Raw genomic sequence first — 17,086 nt, 5'->3', positions numbered from 1 at the left:
AAAGAAAAATAAAAAAGTCATTTCAGATGAATGAAGCTGAAATGACTTTTTTGTTTTGGTGATCACAGGGGTTAGACCGTTGCCTGCTCGTCTCCCTCGTCCCGGTATTCCAGAGGACTTTTTCCGGTGTGCTTCTTGAAGATCCGGCTGAAATAGCCCTGATCGTGATAACCGCACATTTCTCCGATCTGTTTCACGGAAAGAGAGGGCTCATGAATAAGGAGCTTCTGCGCGTGGCTCATTCGGAGATTGATGAGATACTTGGTAGGCGTACAGTCGTATACTTGGCAGAAAATCTTGGTCAGATAACTTGGACTGTAATTCATAGTACCTGCGATCAGGTTCAGATTGATATCCTCGGCGTAATTCTGCACCATGAAATCTTTGAGGAGTGCTGCGATCTGTCCGGGAGACATGGAAGCAGCGCCTGGTGTGAATACGGTTTCGTAATCGTCCTGCTTGATCTGAAGCTCCTGTTTGATCTTCAGGAGAACATTCTGAAGCTCCTCTGAGTCTACCGGTTTCAGGAGATAGTCGGAAACCTTGAGAGTAATAGCTTTTTTGGCATATTCAAAATCAGAAAATCCACTGGTGATCACAAATTTTGTAAAAGGAAACTGATCCCTTATTTTGGTGAGAAGAGTGATCCCATCCATGACTGGCATCCGGATATCGGTAAATACCACATCCGGGCTCAGCTTTTCTACGAGATCCAGTGCCTGTACACCGGTCTGGGCTGTTCCGATCACATGAAAATCGGGATCCGCTTTCTCGATTTTATGTACCAGATTATTCAGAAGAAGCTCTTCGTCTTCTGCTACAACAACAGTGTAATTCATATTATTTTATTACCTCCGCGTCTGTATGGAAATACCGTCCAATGGAAACGATTCCGTGGCCGTCCGCCGTATTTCCGTACCTGAAAATTATATCATCTTTACAGAAGAGTTTCCAGCGGAGAAATACATTCACGGTGCCGAGTCCGTTGATCTTGAGTTCCGGCATTCCCGGATTACGGATAGCGTTCATGATATCCGCGTTTATTTTTTTCTTGGCTTCATCGGTAAAACCTGGACCTGTATCTCTGATATCAATCTGCCAGCTGTTTTTGTTTATGGTACTGCTGACAGTGATAGTCCATGGAGGTGTGCAGTCAGAACCGTATTTGATGGCGTTTTCCACGATAGGCTGAATGATCAGTTTGGGAACCTGCTGGTCAAGAAGCGATTCATCCACATCGATAGAGTAATTCAGGCTGGACTGATAGCGGACCTTCATGCAGTAGAGATATTTCTGTACATAGTCAAGCTCCTTGCGGAGGGTGACGGTCGTTTCCGAAGTATTGGTGATGTAACGCATAATCTTGGAAAGGTTGCGGCACATTTTTTCCACAGTATCAGTGTCTCCGTTTTCGGCAAGAATCATGATACTGGAAAGTGTATTGTAATAAAAGTGTGGATTGATCTGTGTCTGAAGAGCCATGCTGCGTGCCTTCATTTCCTGTTCCTTGGCTTCAGTAAGCTGGGTCATGGAATCTTTGAGATTATCACTCATCAGCTGGAATGCCTGATATAATTCTTCCAATTCATTGACAGAAACCGGATAGGATGTGACCTTTTCCTGACCGAGAGTATCCAGTTCCATACGCTGAATGATATGTTTGAGATGCTTTACCGGTTTTACAACGGAGCGGGAAAGACGGTAGGAAACGATCACGGCAGCCAGAAGAAAGGCGGCAACAACAGCAAGCAGGATTTTCAGCATATTGTAAACCGGAGCAAGGATCACAGATTCCGGCTGGATGGTCAGGTAGGTATAACCGGTGTAGGCAGAGCTGATTCTGGAAACGTATTCCTTCTGATCTGTGACCGGGCTCTGCACAGTAAGAATTTCCTCAGTCGAATCGGTGAGATTATAATATTTGGAAATACCAGAGGCATCTTTATCAGAAGTATCGTAAGGGTAGATCAGTGCTCCGGACTGGTCAAATACGTAAACACTGGCGGCACTTCCACGATTCTTTTTCTCATAGGAAATAATACTCTTAAAGATGGATTTACACTGCTTGGCAGTTTCAATCACACCAACTCCGCGTCCATACTGGTTGGTGAAAGAGCGATAAAGAGAGATGAACCACTGGGGATAGCGGGCCGATTTTGAGTAGACATAAGTGCTGTAGGGAGCTGTGAGCACTTTTTTTCCATAGGCATCACGGGCTTCTTCAATCCATTCGTTCTGTGATTCATCTGTTTTTTTGACCATGGTGGAAAGTCCTGCCTGAAGAACATAGCCGGAGAAATCATAGAGATTTACCTGGTCTGCTTTCAGTTCGGTTCCACTTAAGGAAATAAAAAGATCGGACATGGCAGAAAGCATTTCATCAGAAATATTAAGGTCGAATTTCTGGTCAAGAACGGACTTTGATATATTGCTGTAGTTAATATTTACAGATACGGTGTCCAGATCTCGTATCGCAGAATCAGTCTGTGTCTGAAATGTGGAATTTAAGGTACTCATGGCACTGATCTGACTTTTTTTCAGTTGTCCGGATGCAAAAACATAGAAAAATATGGCAAAGGAAAAAAGAATCAGGCATGCCATTCCAAGATATGCGATGAATAATTTGGACTGCAGACTGCGCGTTTTCATATGAAGAAGCCTCCCGTAAGTAAAGTAAAGTAAACACGAGTTATAGATCGTGCAAAAACATTGGACAAAAGTATATCACATTTGTAAAAAAAGTACAAACTATGAAAATGATGTTTAGAAATAATAGTCAAAAACGCCTGTTATAACTTGTGCAAAATCACAAAAAATATAAAAAAAGTATAATAAAGTGTGAAAAAAGTACAAATACATGGCGGGTTTATCCATGGCTTTTAAAATTGCCAGATGATAAACTAATATCATCAAGCGAGGGAACGAAAAAACAGTTCATATTCATTATTAAAAAGGAGGAAACATTAATGAAAAGAAAGAGATTTCTGGCAGTAGCCTGTGCAGCAGCGATGATCGCTTCCATGACGACAGGACTTGCAGTGAACGTATCTGCAGCGGATGAGAAAAGCGATTTCGCAGGCGAGGAGCTGAGCATCCTGGTTTCAGCAGGATGGATGGATAACCGTTACGATGAGACAATCAAACGTTTTGAGGATACCTATGATGTTACCGTAGACCTTCAGACAATTCCGGCTGATCAGTATTCCGATCTTCTTCAGTCCAAGCTGGCTACTGATTCCTGTGCAGACATTTTCTGGATCCAGTCCAGCCCGTTTGCAATCGAGTCCACAATTGTTGATCCTGAGAAATACTGTATCGACTTTACAGGAGCTTCCTGGGAGAACATTATGCCTGAGACAAGAAAAGAGTCCTGCGTATACAACGACAAGCTGTACGGACTTCAGATCTGGAACGCTTCTCCGGAGTATGTAATGGTTTACAACAAAACACTGTTCGAGGAGAACGGATGGGAAGTACCGACAACATATGCAGAGCTGAAAGATCTCTGTGCTAAGATTCAGGAAGCCGGAATCACACCTTGGTTTATGCCTGGTGCAGATGGATGGCAGGAGCAGCTGGCATTCTTCCAGATAGGTGGTGTTTATGAAGAAGCAACACCTGGTCTTTATGACGCATTAAACGAGAACAAAGCAACATTCGCAGACAATGAGAAGATGATCGAGGTTCTGAACCAGTTCAAAGAGCTTTCTGATGCAGGATACTTCGGAGAAGACTGGATCGGAACAGACAGCACAAACATGTCAAACGAGTTCGGTGACAGAAACTGTGCAATGGCACTTGCAAACTCCAGCTTTATCAAACAGATCCAGGAAGATACAGGCACATCTGATGAATTCGGAATGTTCCTTGAGCCACTTGGTGACAACACCTGGTATCCAAGCAGCAACTCCGGCCCGACAATGTTCGGTTATAAAGGAACAGAGCATGAGGACCTTGTAAAAGAATTCTTCAACTTCGTTACAACAACAGAGAGCCTTCAGGAAATCCTTGACAACTCTCCGGCATACACAAACCTTGATGTAAATGATGATAATCTTGAGCAGCACTGGCTGCCAGAGGAGCAGGAATTCCTTAAGACAGTTCCGGATGAAAAGAAAACAGTTGTAACACTTCAGACAGGTACAAAATATACAAATGACTACTGGACACAGTTTGGTCAGGATATGGTTGCATTCTGCCAGGGTGAGATGGAAGCAAACGATGTTCTTAAGAACATGGATACAAACCGTGCAGAAGCAGCAAAAACAGTTGGTGACGAGAACTGGAAATAAATAACAGAACTTGAATTAGTTGACCTGAAGGCAGAGCCGGTATTTGCCGGCTCTGTTTTACTTAAAAAGGAGGTACTCTCTGTGAATAAGAAGAGAATCTATCCACAGTGGTTTCTGATACTGCCGCTGGCATTATACATCATATTTTTCCTGCTCCCCAGTGTAATGGGTATTGGTTATTCCTTTACAGACTGGAATTCCAGGAGCGTTCTCAATGGTACGCATTTTGTAGGACTGCAGAACTTCATTGATATTTTTACATCCGATAAAAATTATCTGAGCGGTATTGGCAATACATTAAAATTCACGATCATTTCCAACATTGTCAAATTGATTCCTGCTCTTCTGATTGCGATTATGCTTCAGGAGGGACTTAAAGGCAAAGGGCTTTACAGAACACTGTTATATCTGCCATCTATCCTGCCTTTTGTAATTATTGGTCTTGTATTTAAATCCATCCTGAATTATAACAACGGACTTTTAAATGCTATTCTTGATGCTTTCCACCTTGGAATCTTCAAACAGAAATGGTTATCTGATCTTGGCATCGTATGGAAATCCATTTACGGTGTTGATGCATGGCGAGGTATTGGTTATGTAATGACTATCTTCCTTGCAGGTTTAAATACCATTCCGAAATCTTACTATGAGGCAGCAGAGATCGATGGCGCGAACTTCTGGCAGAGACTTCGTTATGTAACACTTCCGATGCTCAGCGGTGCGATCATGATCAACCTTGTATTTGGTATTACATATGGTCTGAAGGTATTCGATATTGTTTATGTACTTACAAACGGCGGTCCTGGACATGCAACAGAGGTTCTTACTACTTACGCATTCCAGCTTTACTCCAGAGGCCAGTATGGAATGTCTTCCGCATTGAATACCGTGCTTCTTGTGATCACGGCGATCATCGGTGTATTTATTGTTAAGACATTAGGAAAACAGGAGGTACAGCAGTAATGGCAAAAAATAAAGTTCAGACTATTTTAAAACATGTTGTATGTATCCTGCTGTGTCTGTGCGTTGTACTTCCATTCTATATGGTACTGATCAACTCCTTTAAGACAAAAGCAGAAGCAGCGAGAATGAGCCTGGCGCTTCCTACAGAATGGGTATTTAATAACTATTCTGAGGTTATTGAGAAAGGTGATCTGATCCAGGGATTCCTGAACAGTTTTGCGTATGCACTGGTTGCTACAACTCTTGGTGTTGTGCTCTGTGCAATGGCTGCATTCGTTATGTGCCGTAAGAGAACAAAATTAAACGTATTCCTGTACTACTTTGTACTCTGCGGACTGTTCTTCCCGGTCAACTATGTAACTCTGGTACGTGTGCTGAGTGCTCTTCATCTGAATGATACAAGAGTTGGTATCATCATGGTATTTACCAGTGCAATGATTCCGTTCTGCGTGTTTACGATCCGAAACTTCGTAATCTCTGTTCCGGTAGAGCTGGATGAGGCTGCTGTTATCGACGGAGCAGGTCCTTTGAGCCTGTTCTTCAAGATCATCATGCCGCTTCTGAAACCAACCATGGTAACCTGTTTTATTCTTCAGTTCATGACTGTATGGAGCGATTTCCTTACACCTCTGTATCTGTCAAGCAAGAGTAAGCTGTTCCCGATGACTATGGCTGTATATCAGTTCTTCGGAAAGAACAAGAGCTACTGGAACTACATTTTTGCAGATATCGTACTTACCTGTATCCCGGTTATCATTGTCTATATGATCGGTCAGAAATACATTGTAGGTGGTATGACATCCGGTGCGGTAAAAGAATAAAAAGAAAAATATTTCAATAATAAAAAGTGCTGTGAGAGGAATAGAAACATTCTTCCCACAGCACTTTTTTATGACTGCTGTAAAAAATATATCTGGAAAAATTATTTCATGTTTTCACAGAAAATCTCTTCCATGGAAGCTTTAAGAGGAACATCAAGCTTACGAAGGGTTCCATCCAGAGCAGCAAAAACTTCACGAACATTATAGAAAGTAGCGTTGTTTCCCATGTGTCCGATGCGGATCACCTTGCCTGCGAGAACATCGAAAGAGCCTGCAAGCATGATGTTATAGTCTTTTTTTACGCCTTCAAGGATCGCTGCTGCTGTGGTACCTTCCGGAACTTCAAAAACAGTTACTGTGCTGGAATAGCCGCTGTGAAGGTAGAGTTTCAGTCCTGCGCCTGTGATGGCTGCTCTGGCTGCCTGTGCGATCTTTTCGTGGCGTGTAAGGATATCCGGGTCTGCTGCAATGTTATCAATGGCAGCGCGAAGACCGTAGATATCGCTGATCGGCATGGTATATGGAAACCATTTTTCTTCGTAATAGTGTGCAAAGGTGGTGAGGTTTGCATAGAAGGAAGCAATCGGTGTCTTGCGTTCAGTCATGGCTTTCTTTGCATCGTCACTTATTACGACGAAGGTAAGTCCAGGAGGCGCTGAGATCACTTTCTGGGAGCCACCGCACATAATATCAATCTGCCAGTCACTGATGTTCATAGGCTCACCAAAGGAAGCGGAAACAGAGTCCACGACTGTGAGGATTCCGTATTTTTTCAGGAGAGGGCAGATGGCGGATACATCATTAAGCATGCCGCTTGGTGTGTCTCCGTGAACAACAGTTGCATATTTGTAATCGTGATGTTCTGAGAGGAATTTCTCAAGCTCTTTTACATTGAGGGTTTCCTGATAATCTCTGGTATACAGCTCCGGTTGTCCACCGTACATGGTAACAAAATCGGCGAAGCCTTTGCCGTAGATTCCGTTGTCAAGAACAAGTACCTTATCTCCAGGCTCAGTCATGGATGCGATAGCAGCCTCCAGACCAAGAATACCCTCACCACTTAGGATGAGGGTTTCATTGGAGGTATGGAGAAGGAAACTGATCTTTTCGCAGGTTTCCTTATAGAATTCTACAAAGCTTTCGTCCAGATCCGGGTTGGTGCATTCCAGGCTCCGCGCCAGACGGACATTTTCAGCGACCTGTGTAGGTCCTGGTGTCATGATCTTGAACATAATCCTTACCTCTTAGTATATTATTTTTTTGTTATTTCTTTAATCCTGTTTTTCTTGCTGCGAGATTTAACGGTGTGATCACAACAAGAACGATCACAGCTGCAACACCGATCTGTACCAGGTTTCCCGGAATGGAAGATACCGGTGCGAGAGGGTTTCCGTAGATGATGACCTCTGCGATGTAGTAGCCTGCGACTTTGATCACACAGGCAGCAGCAATGGCGATCACATACCATTTCATATTCTGGTGTTTGTGATCCTCTGTAAGTTTACCAACTGTGAAGCCCATGATTCCTACAATGACCAGGGTAAAAGGTGCCCATAAGGTCCAGCCGGAAAGAAGATCGAAAAGTCCCATTCCCACACCGCCTGCGATGGCACCGGTTTTCTTTCCGAATAAAATGGCACCGATAAATAACGGAACATTTCCGAGATGGATCAGACCGCCGTTGGCTGCGATCGGAAGCTTGACATTGATGAATGCTGTGAAGATGTAGGTCAGTGCCACAAACACTGCAGTGATGGTGAGAAACTGTACGGAGGAAAGATCCGAGGCCTCTCTTGAGTCTGTCTGTACTGCTTTTTCCATAGGTATACTTCCTTTCCCGAAAACATCTCTGTTGGATGTCCTCTTTTCATATGTTTTTGGTTGGGTATACTTTACAACAGAGGTGTACATGAATAAAGACACAATTTTATAAAAAAAAAGGGGTACAGATTTATCTGCCCGGATACAGTCAATATTGATGTAAAATGTGGAATACAAAACCGAAGGCTGGAAAAGATAATATAGGAGAAAGCAATTGACAAAGGTTTCATAAAATCGTAAAATGTATCAAAGAGTGTGTTTGGGAGAAAATACTCCGGACACACTTTATGACTGATGATGATTATGAGGAGGATACTATGAAGAATAAAAAAATTATCGCACTTTTAGCTATGACTGTTGCTCTCTCTGGTGTCATGACAGCATGTGGCTTCGGAGGAAACAGTGATGACAGCGTGGTTGTGGAGTCTACTCCTACTCCTACACCGGCGAAGAAAGCGAAGACTACACCGACAGTTGCTGCCGATGCACAGAATACAACCTATACATCCAAGGATAAATCTGTAGCAATCAAGCTTCCGGATGCAACCTGGACAAATAAATCCGATGAGACTGATATGTTAAGCTTCGAGTCTCCGGAGCAGGGCAGAATTCTGATCCTTCACGGTTCCGGAGCAGATCTGGAATCTGCAGTGATCCCGAATTCTCAGGATATGGCAGTTTCCATGACACAGGCAGAGAATATGGTAAATGGAACTGATTTTGAGATCCAGGACTATAAGGCAGATCAGAAAGATGGCGTCAATATCTATTCCTATACAGTTAAATATAAGGATACGACCAAGAGTGATGGTTATGTTTACGCGATCAACAAATATTTCGTAAATGACAGTGAGTATTACAGTATTGTTGCTTCTGTAAAGAAAGAGGATGCACTGAAGAATGTTCAGGAGTCTGTTGACAGTTTTGCAATCCTTGGAGATTCCACACTGAAGAGCGCGGCAACAGGTTCTGCTGCCCAAACAGCTGGCAAGACAGATTCCGCATCCGGCGACAGCACAGCTGCTTCTGATGGCAGTGCAGCAGGAACAGATGCAACGGCATCTGACGGTTCTTCCGCAGGAACATCTGCAGACGGAACAACATCTGATGGAAGCACAGGCTCCGACAACAGTGCAACAGGAACGGACGGAACATCATCTGACAGTTCTTCTGATGGTTCCACATCTACAGACAGCAGCTCTTCCGGAGTGATCGTGAACGGTGGATTTACCGATGAGCAGCTGAGCAATACCGATGAGACAAGAACTATTTACAGAAATTCCGATGGTAAACCGCGTGTTATCGTTCCGGATGGAAACGGTAAATGGATGGATAACGAGGGTAACAGATTTACCTTCTCTACAGAGCATGACTGCGATGTATACGAAGAAGATGGAACAAGTTTCTACTGGCACGGCGAAGGTGCAGATGTATACTACATGCCTGTACAGTAAGAACTGAAGCGCGAATAAGCAGACAGGAGAGATCCGGGATCACGGTTGTGGTTCCGGATTTTTTTGCATGGCAGGCATATACTTATGGAAAAAGACATGTTATAATGTGAACGCTGCGGGCAGTAAATGACGTAGTATTCATAAAAAGAGCAATATGAATTTTGGAGGTTTTTATGGAGGCATACAGTGATTTTGCCAGAGTTTATGATATTTTCATGGACAATGTTGAATATGAAAAATGGGCGGATTATCTTATCAGCAGTCTCCGGGAATACGGGATCGAGGATGGTATCGTACTGGAACTGGGATGTGGAACCGGAGTGATGACAGAGCTTCTGGCAGAATCCGGTTATGATATGATCGGTGTGGATAATTCCGAAGAAATGCTTGGCGAAGCCATGGAAAAAAGAGCAGAGTCCGGTCATGAGATCCTTTATCTGGAGCAGGATATGCGTGAGTTTGAGCTTTACGGGACTGTACGGGCGATCGTCAGTGCCTGTGACTGTCTGAACTACATCACAGAAGAAGAGGATCTGCTGACCGTATTCCGGCTTGTGAACAATTATCTGGATCCGGATGGAATCTTTATTTTTGACGTGAATACACCGTATAAATACCGGGAAATGCTTGGAAGTACGACGATAGCAGAGAACCGGGAGGAAGGCAGCTTTATCTGGGAAAACGATTTCGATGAGGAGACAGGAATTAATGTTTATGATCTGACTTTGTTCATCCCCAGAGAGGACGGTCTTTATGAGAAGGACGAGGAGCTCCACTATCAGAAAGCCTATGAGCCGGAAAAGATCCGGGAGCTTCTGGAAAAAGCAGGTCTGATCCCACTGGCTGTTTACGACGCGTACACAAAGGACGCACCGAAGCCGGACAGTGGAAGACTTACTTTTGTAGCCAGGGAGCATGGTAAGGGACTTTTGACAGAAGAGAATTAAGGAGGAAATTTTTTATGAATGATTATATTGTAAGAGCAACAGCGGCAAACAGTCAGATCCGTGCCTTTGCTGCGGTAACAACAGATATGGTTGAGACAGCCAGACAGGCTCACAATACAAGTCCTGTTGCAACGGCAGCACTTGGACGACTTCTCACAGGAGGAGCCATGATGGGAGCTATGATGAAGGGGGAAAAAGACCTCCTCACACTTCGGATTCATGCAGGCGGCCCGCTTCAGGGAATCACGGTTACTGCGGACTCTCACGGAAATGTAAAAGGTTATGTGGGAAATCCGGATGTATGTATTCCGGCCAACAGTAAAGGAAAACTGGATGTTGCAGGCGCAGTAGGTGTAGGTTTCATGGATGTGATCAAGGATATGGGACTGAAAGAGCCGTATGTTGGACAGGTTGCATTGCAGACAAGTGAGATCGCGGAAGATCTGACCTACTATTTTGCCACAAGTGAGCAGGTTCCGTCAGCAGTAGGACTTGGAGTGCTGATGAATAAGGATAATACCGTGCGTCAGGCAGGTGGATTTATCGTACAGCTGATGCCTTTTGCAGAAGAAGAGGTGATCGAGAAGCTTGAGGAGAATGTATCTAAGATCGATTCTGTTACCAATCTTCTGGAGCAGGGTCACACACCGGAGAGCCTTCTTGAAAAAGTCCTGGAGGGCTTTGACATGGAAATCAACGATACCATGCCGACTCAGTTCCACTGTAACTGCTGCAGGGAGCGTGTGGAAAAAGCTCTGATCAGTATAGGAAGAAAAGAACTTAATGAGATGATCCAGGAAGGCAAGGATATTGAGATGAACTGCCATTTCTGTAACAAAAACTATAACTTCACAGTGGAAGATCTGAAGAAAATCATAAGGGAATGCAAGCGATAAGCAGCAGGAGGAAGAAAAAATGAAGCATGGTTTTATCAAAGTGGCAGCAGCGACGCCAAGGGTAACTGTTGCAGACTGTAAGGCGAACGGAGAGGAAATCCTTAAGGCTGTCCGTGAAATGGAAAAAGAACATGTGAAGCTGATGGTATTTCCGGAGTTTACGATCACAGGCTATACCTGTCATGATCTTTTTCTCCAGAGATGTCTTCTGGACAGTGCGTGGGATGAGCTTCTGCATATCGCAGAGGAGACAGAAGAGACGGATGCGCTGATCTTTATAGGCCTGCCGATTCGTCACAGAGGTAAGCTTTATAATGTGGCAGCAGCTCTGAACCATGGAAAAATCGTGGGCTTTGTGCCGAAGACACATATTCCGAATTACAATGAATTTTATGAGCAGAGACAGTTCACAGCTGCTGAGGAAGATGATACAGAATTTGTAGAGTTTATTAAGAATACGGGCAGTGATGAGGAATTTCAGGATGAGATTCCATTTGGAACGGATCTGATCTTTGAGTGTGAGGAGTGCCCGGAGTTTACAGTTGCAGCTGAACTTTGTGAGGATCTCTGGGTCCCGGCACCGCCGAGTATCCGCCATGCAATAAACGGAGCGCATATTATTGTGAATCTTTCTGCAAGTGACGAGATGGTCGGAAAGGATTCCTACAGAAGAACGCTTGTGAGCGGACAGTCTGCGAGACTGATCTGTGGCTATATCTATGCAAGCGCAGGAGAAGGAGAGTCCACCCAGGATCTTGTTTTCGGTGGACAGAACATGATCGCAGAGAACGGAAGCATGCTTGCTGAGAGCAAACGCTTTGAGAACGGGATCATTTACAGTGAGATCGATGTGCAGAGACTGGCAGATGAGAGAAGAAGAATGTCTACTTACCCGGCAGTTTCCACATGCAGCCACACAAGAGTGAATTTTTCCGTGAAGGAAGAAGAAACAACTCTTACCAGAAAATATCCGCAGTATCCGTTTGTTCCGTCTGTGAAGGAAGAGCGCGATGAACGCTGCGAGGAGATTCTGAACATTCAGGCTATGGGACTTAAGAAACGTATGGAGCATATCCACAGTAAGAGTGCGGTTGTAGGACTTTCCGGCGGACTGGATTCTACACTGGCACTGCTTGTTATGGCACGTGCTTTTGACCGGATGGGAATGCCCAGAGAGCAGATGCACTGTGTTACCATGCCGTGCTTTGGAACAACAGACAGAACCTATCAGAATGCCTGCAAGCTGAGCTGCTGTCTTGGTGCAACGCTCACCGAGGTAAATATTAAGGAGGCTGTCAATATCCATTTCCGTGATATCGGACACGATCCGGAGATTCATGATGTGACTTATGAGAACAGCCAGGCCCGTGAACGTACACAGATCCTTATGGACACAGCCAATAAAGAGGGCGGTGTTCTTGTGGGAACCGGAGATCTTTCAGAGCTGGCACTTGGCTGGGCTACCTACAATGGCGATCACATGTCCATGTACGGTGTGAATGTATCGGTTCCGAAGACGCTGGTACGTCATCTGGTGCGTTATTATGCGGACACCTGCGGAGATCCGGAGCTTCAGGCGGTTCTTCTGGACATTCTGGATACACCGGTTAGCCCGGAGCTTCTGCCACCGAAGGATGGCAAGATCGCGCAGAAAACAGAGGATCTGGTAGGACCGTATGAGCTTCATGATTTTTATCTGTATTATATGCTTCGTGCCGGATTTACACCGGACAAGATCTTCCGCCTTGCATGCCTGACCTTTGAGGGTATTTATGATAAGGAGACAATCCTGAAATGGCTGAAAACCTTCTACCGGAGATTTTTTGCCCAGCAGTTCAAGCGCTCCTGTCTGCCGGACGGCCCGAAGGTAGGAAGTGTGGCACTTTCTCCGAGAGGTGATTTAAGAATGCCAAGTGATGCAAGCGCAAGAATCTGGCAGGATGTGCTGGATAAGATAGAAATCTGATATGATATAATGGGAAAGGCGGAGAGCTTAAGTGTTCTCCGCCTTTTTTACTGCGTCTGTGATGGCTGCCAGGAGCACCTGTGCAGTATATTTGCGGTCTCCGGCATATTGGATATCATCAAGAGACTGGGTGGAATAGATCTGGCTGGCCAGAGAGTCTAATACCGGCTCCATAAGAGGATAAGAGGCTTTGGTAGTTTCACTTAGATTTACCAGCCGGATGGATTTGATCCGGTCGGCATTTACAGTGACTTCCACATCAAAGGAATTGTCATTTAATGTGATGGAAGAGGTGTAAACACCGGGCTTATAAAGGGATTTTTCCTGGACTTTTGTGTCGGCTGCTTTTCCGGGACCGAACATAAAGAAGAGGATAACTGCCAGAACAACAGCAAGCGCAAGAAAGATCGCAGTGTAAATGATTTCTTTCATATGTAGGACGATGATCCTGGTTTTGGAACTCATGGCGCACGCCTCCCGAAGCTTTTTATATAGTTTATTAGGGTGGAGGGAATTTTATTCCAGAGCCGAATGACCGTTCTATAGGAATCAGATTTATGGTATGATAAGAAACATATAAGTTGGGAGGAAAATTATGTCACTACAGTTTATCATAGGAGGTTCCGGAAGCGGAAAATCCTGTTATGCATATCAGAACATTATAGAACAGGCCGGGCAGCATCCGGAGAAGTTTTATTATGTGATCGTTCCGGAGCAGTTTACCATGCAGACGCAGAAGACGCTGGTGGAGATGAGTCCCGGAAAAGGAATCCTGAATATTGATATCTTAAGCTTTGAGCGTCTGGCTTACCGTGTGCTGGAGGAGGTGGGCGGAGACAGTCGTACACTTCTGGAGGAGACAGGTAAGAGCATGGTGCTCCAGAAGATGGTACAGCAGCATGGAAAAGAACTCTCCTATCTTGGAGGACAGATGCGTAAGACCGGATATCTGGATGAGGTGAAATCCATTCTTTCGGAGTTTATGCAGTACGATATTCAGGACAGTGATGTGGAAGAGATGATTCGTGACAGCGCGGACAGAACCCTGCTTCAGATGAAGCTTAAGGATGTGTCGGTTCTGTACCAGGCTTTTAAAGGATATCTGAAGGATCATTATATGACCGGTGAAGAGGTGATGGATGCTCTGGAGAAAGCTTTGCCTTTTTCCGGGAAGCTTAAGAACAGTGTGCTGCTGCTTGACGGTTATACCGGATTTACTCCAATCCAGATGCGGGTAGTGGGAGAACTGCTGACCGTGTGCGAGAAGGTAATGGTGACTGTGACCATGGATGCAGCCGAGAGCCTGACCACACGGGGAAAACCATATCAGCTTTTTTATATGAGCCGTCAGATGCTTCATGGTCTGTCTGGTCTGACCAGAGATATAGAAGAACCGGTGCTTCTCAAAGATGTGAGAAAATCCAGGTTTGCCAAGGCACCTGCTCTTCATTTCCTTGAAAAAAATATTTTTCGTTACCGCAAAAATGTGTACCGGAGAAAGCAGGATGAAATCTGTATGTTCTCGGCTGTGAATCCACTTTCGGAGATGGAAGAGACTGCCAGAAGGATCGCAAGGCTTGTGCGGGAAAAAGGCTGCCGCTATGGAGAAATCGCAGTGATCACCGGAAACCTGGAGGAATATGGCAATCTTGCAAGACAGGTGTTCGAAGAGTCTGATATTCCGTATTTCATTGATGAGAAACATACGGTGCTGATGAATCCTTTTGTGGAGTATTTTCGGGCTGCACTTGAGATGGCTGTGCAGGATTTTACTTATGAGAGTGTATTCCGGTATCTGCGGTGCGGTATGTCCTGCGTGACCAGGGAGGAGGCAGATCTTCTTGAGAATTATGTACTGGCACTTGGAATCCGGGGATTTAAGCACTGGGATGAGAAATGGGTACGTATTTACAGAGGAATGCCACCGGAAAGTATTCAGACACTGAATGAGATCCGGGAGCGTTTTGCAGATGAGACAAGGGAACTGGCTCTGAGCTTTAAGGGCGGAAAGAAAACCGTAAGAGAATACTGCACCATTCTCTATGAATTTGCGGTGAAGAGCCAGGTACAGCAGAAGCTGAAAGATCAGGAGAAAAAGTTCCGTGAGCTTGGTGATAAGGCCATGGAGAAGGAGTATGCCCAGATTTACGGAATCGTTATGGAGCTTCTGGACAGTATGGTGGAGATCCTTGGGGATGAGGTCGTGAACCGCCAGGATTTCCGGCAGCTTCTGGAAACAGGTCTGACACAGGCGAAGGTGGCACTGATTCCGCCGAGCATGGATCAGGTGCTTGTGGGTGACATGGAGAGAACCAGACTGAAGGATATCCGGGCACTGTTTTTTGTCGGGGTAAATGAGGGAAACATTCCCAAGAATACTTCCGGTGGGGGAATTCTCACAGAGCTTGACCGGGAGTTTTTTGAAGAGAAAGGAGTGCAGCTGGCTCCGGGACCGAAGGAACTGATGAATATGCAGCGCTTTTACCTGTATCTGAACATGACGAAGCCGAGAGAGCTTCTCTGTCTGTCCTTCTGCCAGTCGGACAGTCAGGGTAAGGCGTTAAGCCCTGCGTTTCTTGTAAACAATATTCAGGATATGTTTCCTGAGATGGAAATACGGCAGTGCGGGGATCTTAACAATCCGATGGAACTTCTGGAACTTCCGGGAATCAGCATGGATTATTTTCTACGGGAACTGTCCGGAGAAGCTTATCAGCAGAATCCGGTGTTTCAGGAGCTGTACAGCTGGTATCTTGAGAGTCCTGTATATAGGACAGTAGTGGAGAAGCTTGTGCGGGCTGCTTTTTCAGAGAGGCCTTCCGACCAGATCGGAAAGGCGGTGGCAGGAATCCTGTATGGGGAGATCTCACCGTACAGTGCGACAAGACTGGAACGTTATGCAGCCTGTGCATTTGCACATTTTCTGCAGTATGGTTTGAAAGTGACGGAGAGGGCTGAGTATGAATTCCGGGCCATGGATATGGGAAATGTGATGCATATGGCACTGGAGAAGTTTGCTGTTGAGCTCCGGAAGGAAGGACTGGACTGGGCAGAGCTTACAGAAGAAGAGCGGAACCAGCTTATTGACAGCTGTCTGGATCAGGTATCTGCAGATTATGGAAATACCATTCTCAAGAGTAGTGCGAGAAATGAATATATGATCGAGCGTACAAGACGAATCCTGCACCGTACGGTATGGGCTTTACAGGAGCAGCTGAAACATGGAGATTTCCGTCCGGAAGGATTTGAAGTCATATTCGGGGGCGGAAGGATCGACCGTGTGGATATTATGGAGGAGCCGGAGAAGAACCGGGTTTATGTGAAGGTGATTGATTATAAGACTGGAAATACTTCTTTTGATCTTCTGGCACTGTATCATGGTCTGCAGCTGCAGCTTATGATCTATCTGGATGGCGCATTGCAGGTGGAACAGCGGAAATATCCGGATAAGGAGATCGTTCCGGCAGGAGTATTTTATTATAATGTGAAGGATCCTATGATCCAGGAGAAGATTCATGCGGATGTGGAGAGCGTCAGCTCCCAGATGCTGAAAAAGCTGAAAATGAACGGACTGGTACAGGCAGACGATGATGTGAGTTTCCGTATTGACAATACGCTGTCCTCGATTCCGGTGTCCGTGAATAAGGACGGAAGTTTCAGCAGACGGTCTTCCGTGGCGTCCCGGAAGCAGTTTGACGCACTTGGGGCTTATGTGAGACAGAAGATCTGTGACATCCGGGAGTCGATCCTGGACGGAAATGCTGCAGTGGAGCCCTATGAGCTTGGAAAGAAGAATGCCTGCACTTACTGTGCGTACAGTACGGTTTGCGGTTTTGACAGAAAAATACCAGGTTATGAGTTTCACAGACTGCCCTCTTTCTCAGAGAGTGATCTGTGGAAGAAGATCGTGAAGGAGGATGAGTAGA

General features: G+C 45.2%; 13 protein-coding genes. 8 read left to right on the top strand and 5 right to left on the bottom strand.

Annotation, left to right across the window (positions count from 1 at the left end; translation table 11 throughout):
- Positions 1-71: 71 nt before the first annotated feature.
- Positions 72-839 (bottom strand): response regulator transcription factor, encoded by a 768-nt coding sequence (locus WMO28_RS08230; RefSeq protein ID WP_349056641.1) that lies wholly within the window; start codon positions 837-839, stop codon positions 72-74.
- A 1-nt stretch (position 840) separates the two neighbouring features.
- The gene (locus WMO28_RS08225) at positions 841-2,649 is read right to left on the bottom strand and encodes a sensor histidine kinase (RefSeq protein WP_349056640.1); all 1,809 of its coding nucleotides are present in this window, start codon (positions 2,647-2,649) and stop codon (positions 841-843) included.
- Positions 2,650-2,966: 317 nt separating this feature from the next.
- On the opposite strand from WMO28_RS08225, the gene WMO28_RS08220 reads away from it, so the two are divergent.
- The 3 genes from WMO28_RS08220 to WMO28_RS08210 all read left to right on the top strand — a co-directional run bounded on the left by WMO28_RS08220 (position 2,967) and on the right by WMO28_RS08210 (position 6,076).
- On the top strand, positions 2,967-4,292 hold the full coding sequence (locus WMO28_RS08220; protein ID WP_349056639.1) for an ABC transporter substrate-binding protein: 1,326 nt from the start codon (positions 2,967-2,969) through the stop codon (positions 4,290-4,292).
- An 81-nt stretch (positions 4,293-4,373) separates the two neighbouring features.
- The gene (locus WMO28_RS08215) at positions 4,374-5,255 is read left to right on the top strand and encodes a carbohydrate ABC transporter permease (protein ID WP_349056638.1); all 882 of its coding nucleotides are present in this window, start codon (positions 4,374-4,376) and stop codon (positions 5,253-5,255) included.
- Positions 5,255-6,076 (top strand): carbohydrate ABC transporter permease, encoded by an 822-nt coding sequence (locus WMO28_RS08210; protein ID WP_349056637.1) that lies wholly within the window; start codon positions 5,255-5,257, stop codon positions 6,074-6,076. The genes WMO28_RS08215 and WMO28_RS08210 overlap by 1 nt, the downstream gene beginning before the upstream one ends.
- A 101-nt stretch (positions 6,077-6,177) precedes the next feature.
- Here the strand turns inward: WMO28_RS08210 and WMO28_RS08205 are convergent, their stop codons facing one another.
- On the bottom strand, positions 6,178-7,308 hold the full coding sequence (locus WMO28_RS08205) for a pyridoxal-phosphate-dependent aminotransferase family protein (protein WP_349056636.1): 1,131 nt from the start codon (positions 7,306-7,308) through the stop codon (positions 6,178-6,180).
- Positions 7,309-7,339: 31 nt separating this feature from the next.
- Positions 7,340-7,897: an ECF transporter S component gene (locus WMO28_RS08200; RefSeq protein ID WP_349056635.1), complete on the bottom strand. Its 558-nt coding sequence runs from the start codon at positions 7,895-7,897 to the stop codon at positions 7,340-7,342.
- A 317-nt stretch (positions 7,898-8,214) separates the two neighbouring features.
- Between WMO28_RS08200 and WMO28_RS08195 the strand changes: the two genes are divergently transcribed.
- The 4 genes from WMO28_RS08195 (at position 8,215) to WMO28_RS08180 (ending at position 13,160) form a co-directional block, all read left to right on the top strand.
- Complete coding sequence (locus WMO28_RS08195; protein ID WP_349056634.1) at positions 8,215-9,351, top strand: hypothetical protein; 1,137 nt, start codon at positions 8,215-8,217, stop codon at positions 9,349-9,351.
- Positions 9,352-9,524: 173 nt separating this feature from the next.
- A complete protein-coding gene (locus tag WMO28_RS08190; protein ID WP_349056632.1) occupies positions 9,525-10,298 on the top strand; it encodes a class I SAM-dependent DNA methyltransferase in 774 nt (257 codons plus the stop codon).
- 14 nt (positions 10,299-10,312) lie between these two features.
- Positions 10,313-11,194 carry an Hsp33 family molecular chaperone HslO gene (gene hslO, locus WMO28_RS08185; protein ID WP_178641627.1) on the top strand — a complete coding sequence of 294 codons (882 nt, stop codon included), beginning with the start codon at positions 10,313-10,315 and terminating at the stop codon, positions 11,192-11,194.
- Between the two features lie 19 nt (positions 11,195-11,213).
- On the top strand, positions 11,214-13,160 hold the full coding sequence (locus tag WMO28_RS08180) for an NAD(+) synthase (protein ID WP_178641630.1): 1,947 nt from the start codon (positions 11,214-11,216) through the stop codon (positions 13,158-13,160).
- A gap of 27 nt (positions 13,161-13,187) precedes the next feature.
- Here WMO28_RS08180 and WMO28_RS08175 read toward each other — a convergent pair whose 3' ends face one another.
- On the bottom strand, positions 13,188-13,625 hold the full coding sequence (locus tag WMO28_RS08175; protein WP_178641633.1) for a hypothetical protein: 438 nt from the start codon (positions 13,623-13,625) through the stop codon (positions 13,188-13,190).
- A gap of 130 nt (positions 13,626-13,755) precedes the next feature.
- Between WMO28_RS08175 and WMO28_RS08170 the strand changes: the two genes are divergently transcribed.
- Positions 13,756-17,085, top strand: a complete 3,330-nt coding sequence (locus WMO28_RS08170; RefSeq protein WP_178641636.1) for a PD-(D/E)XK nuclease family protein — start codon at positions 13,756-13,758, stop codon at positions 17,083-17,085.
- Position 17,086: the final 1 nt, after the last annotated feature.

It is taken from the genome of Blautia aquisgranensis (genome assembly GCF_040096615.1).
Lineage (GTDB): Bacteria > Bacillota > Clostridia > Lachnospirales > Lachnospiraceae > Blautia_A > Blautia_A aquisgranensis.
The sequence above is the reverse complement of the archived record's forward strand: the minus strand, read 5'-3'. Positions and strand labels throughout refer to the sequence as shown.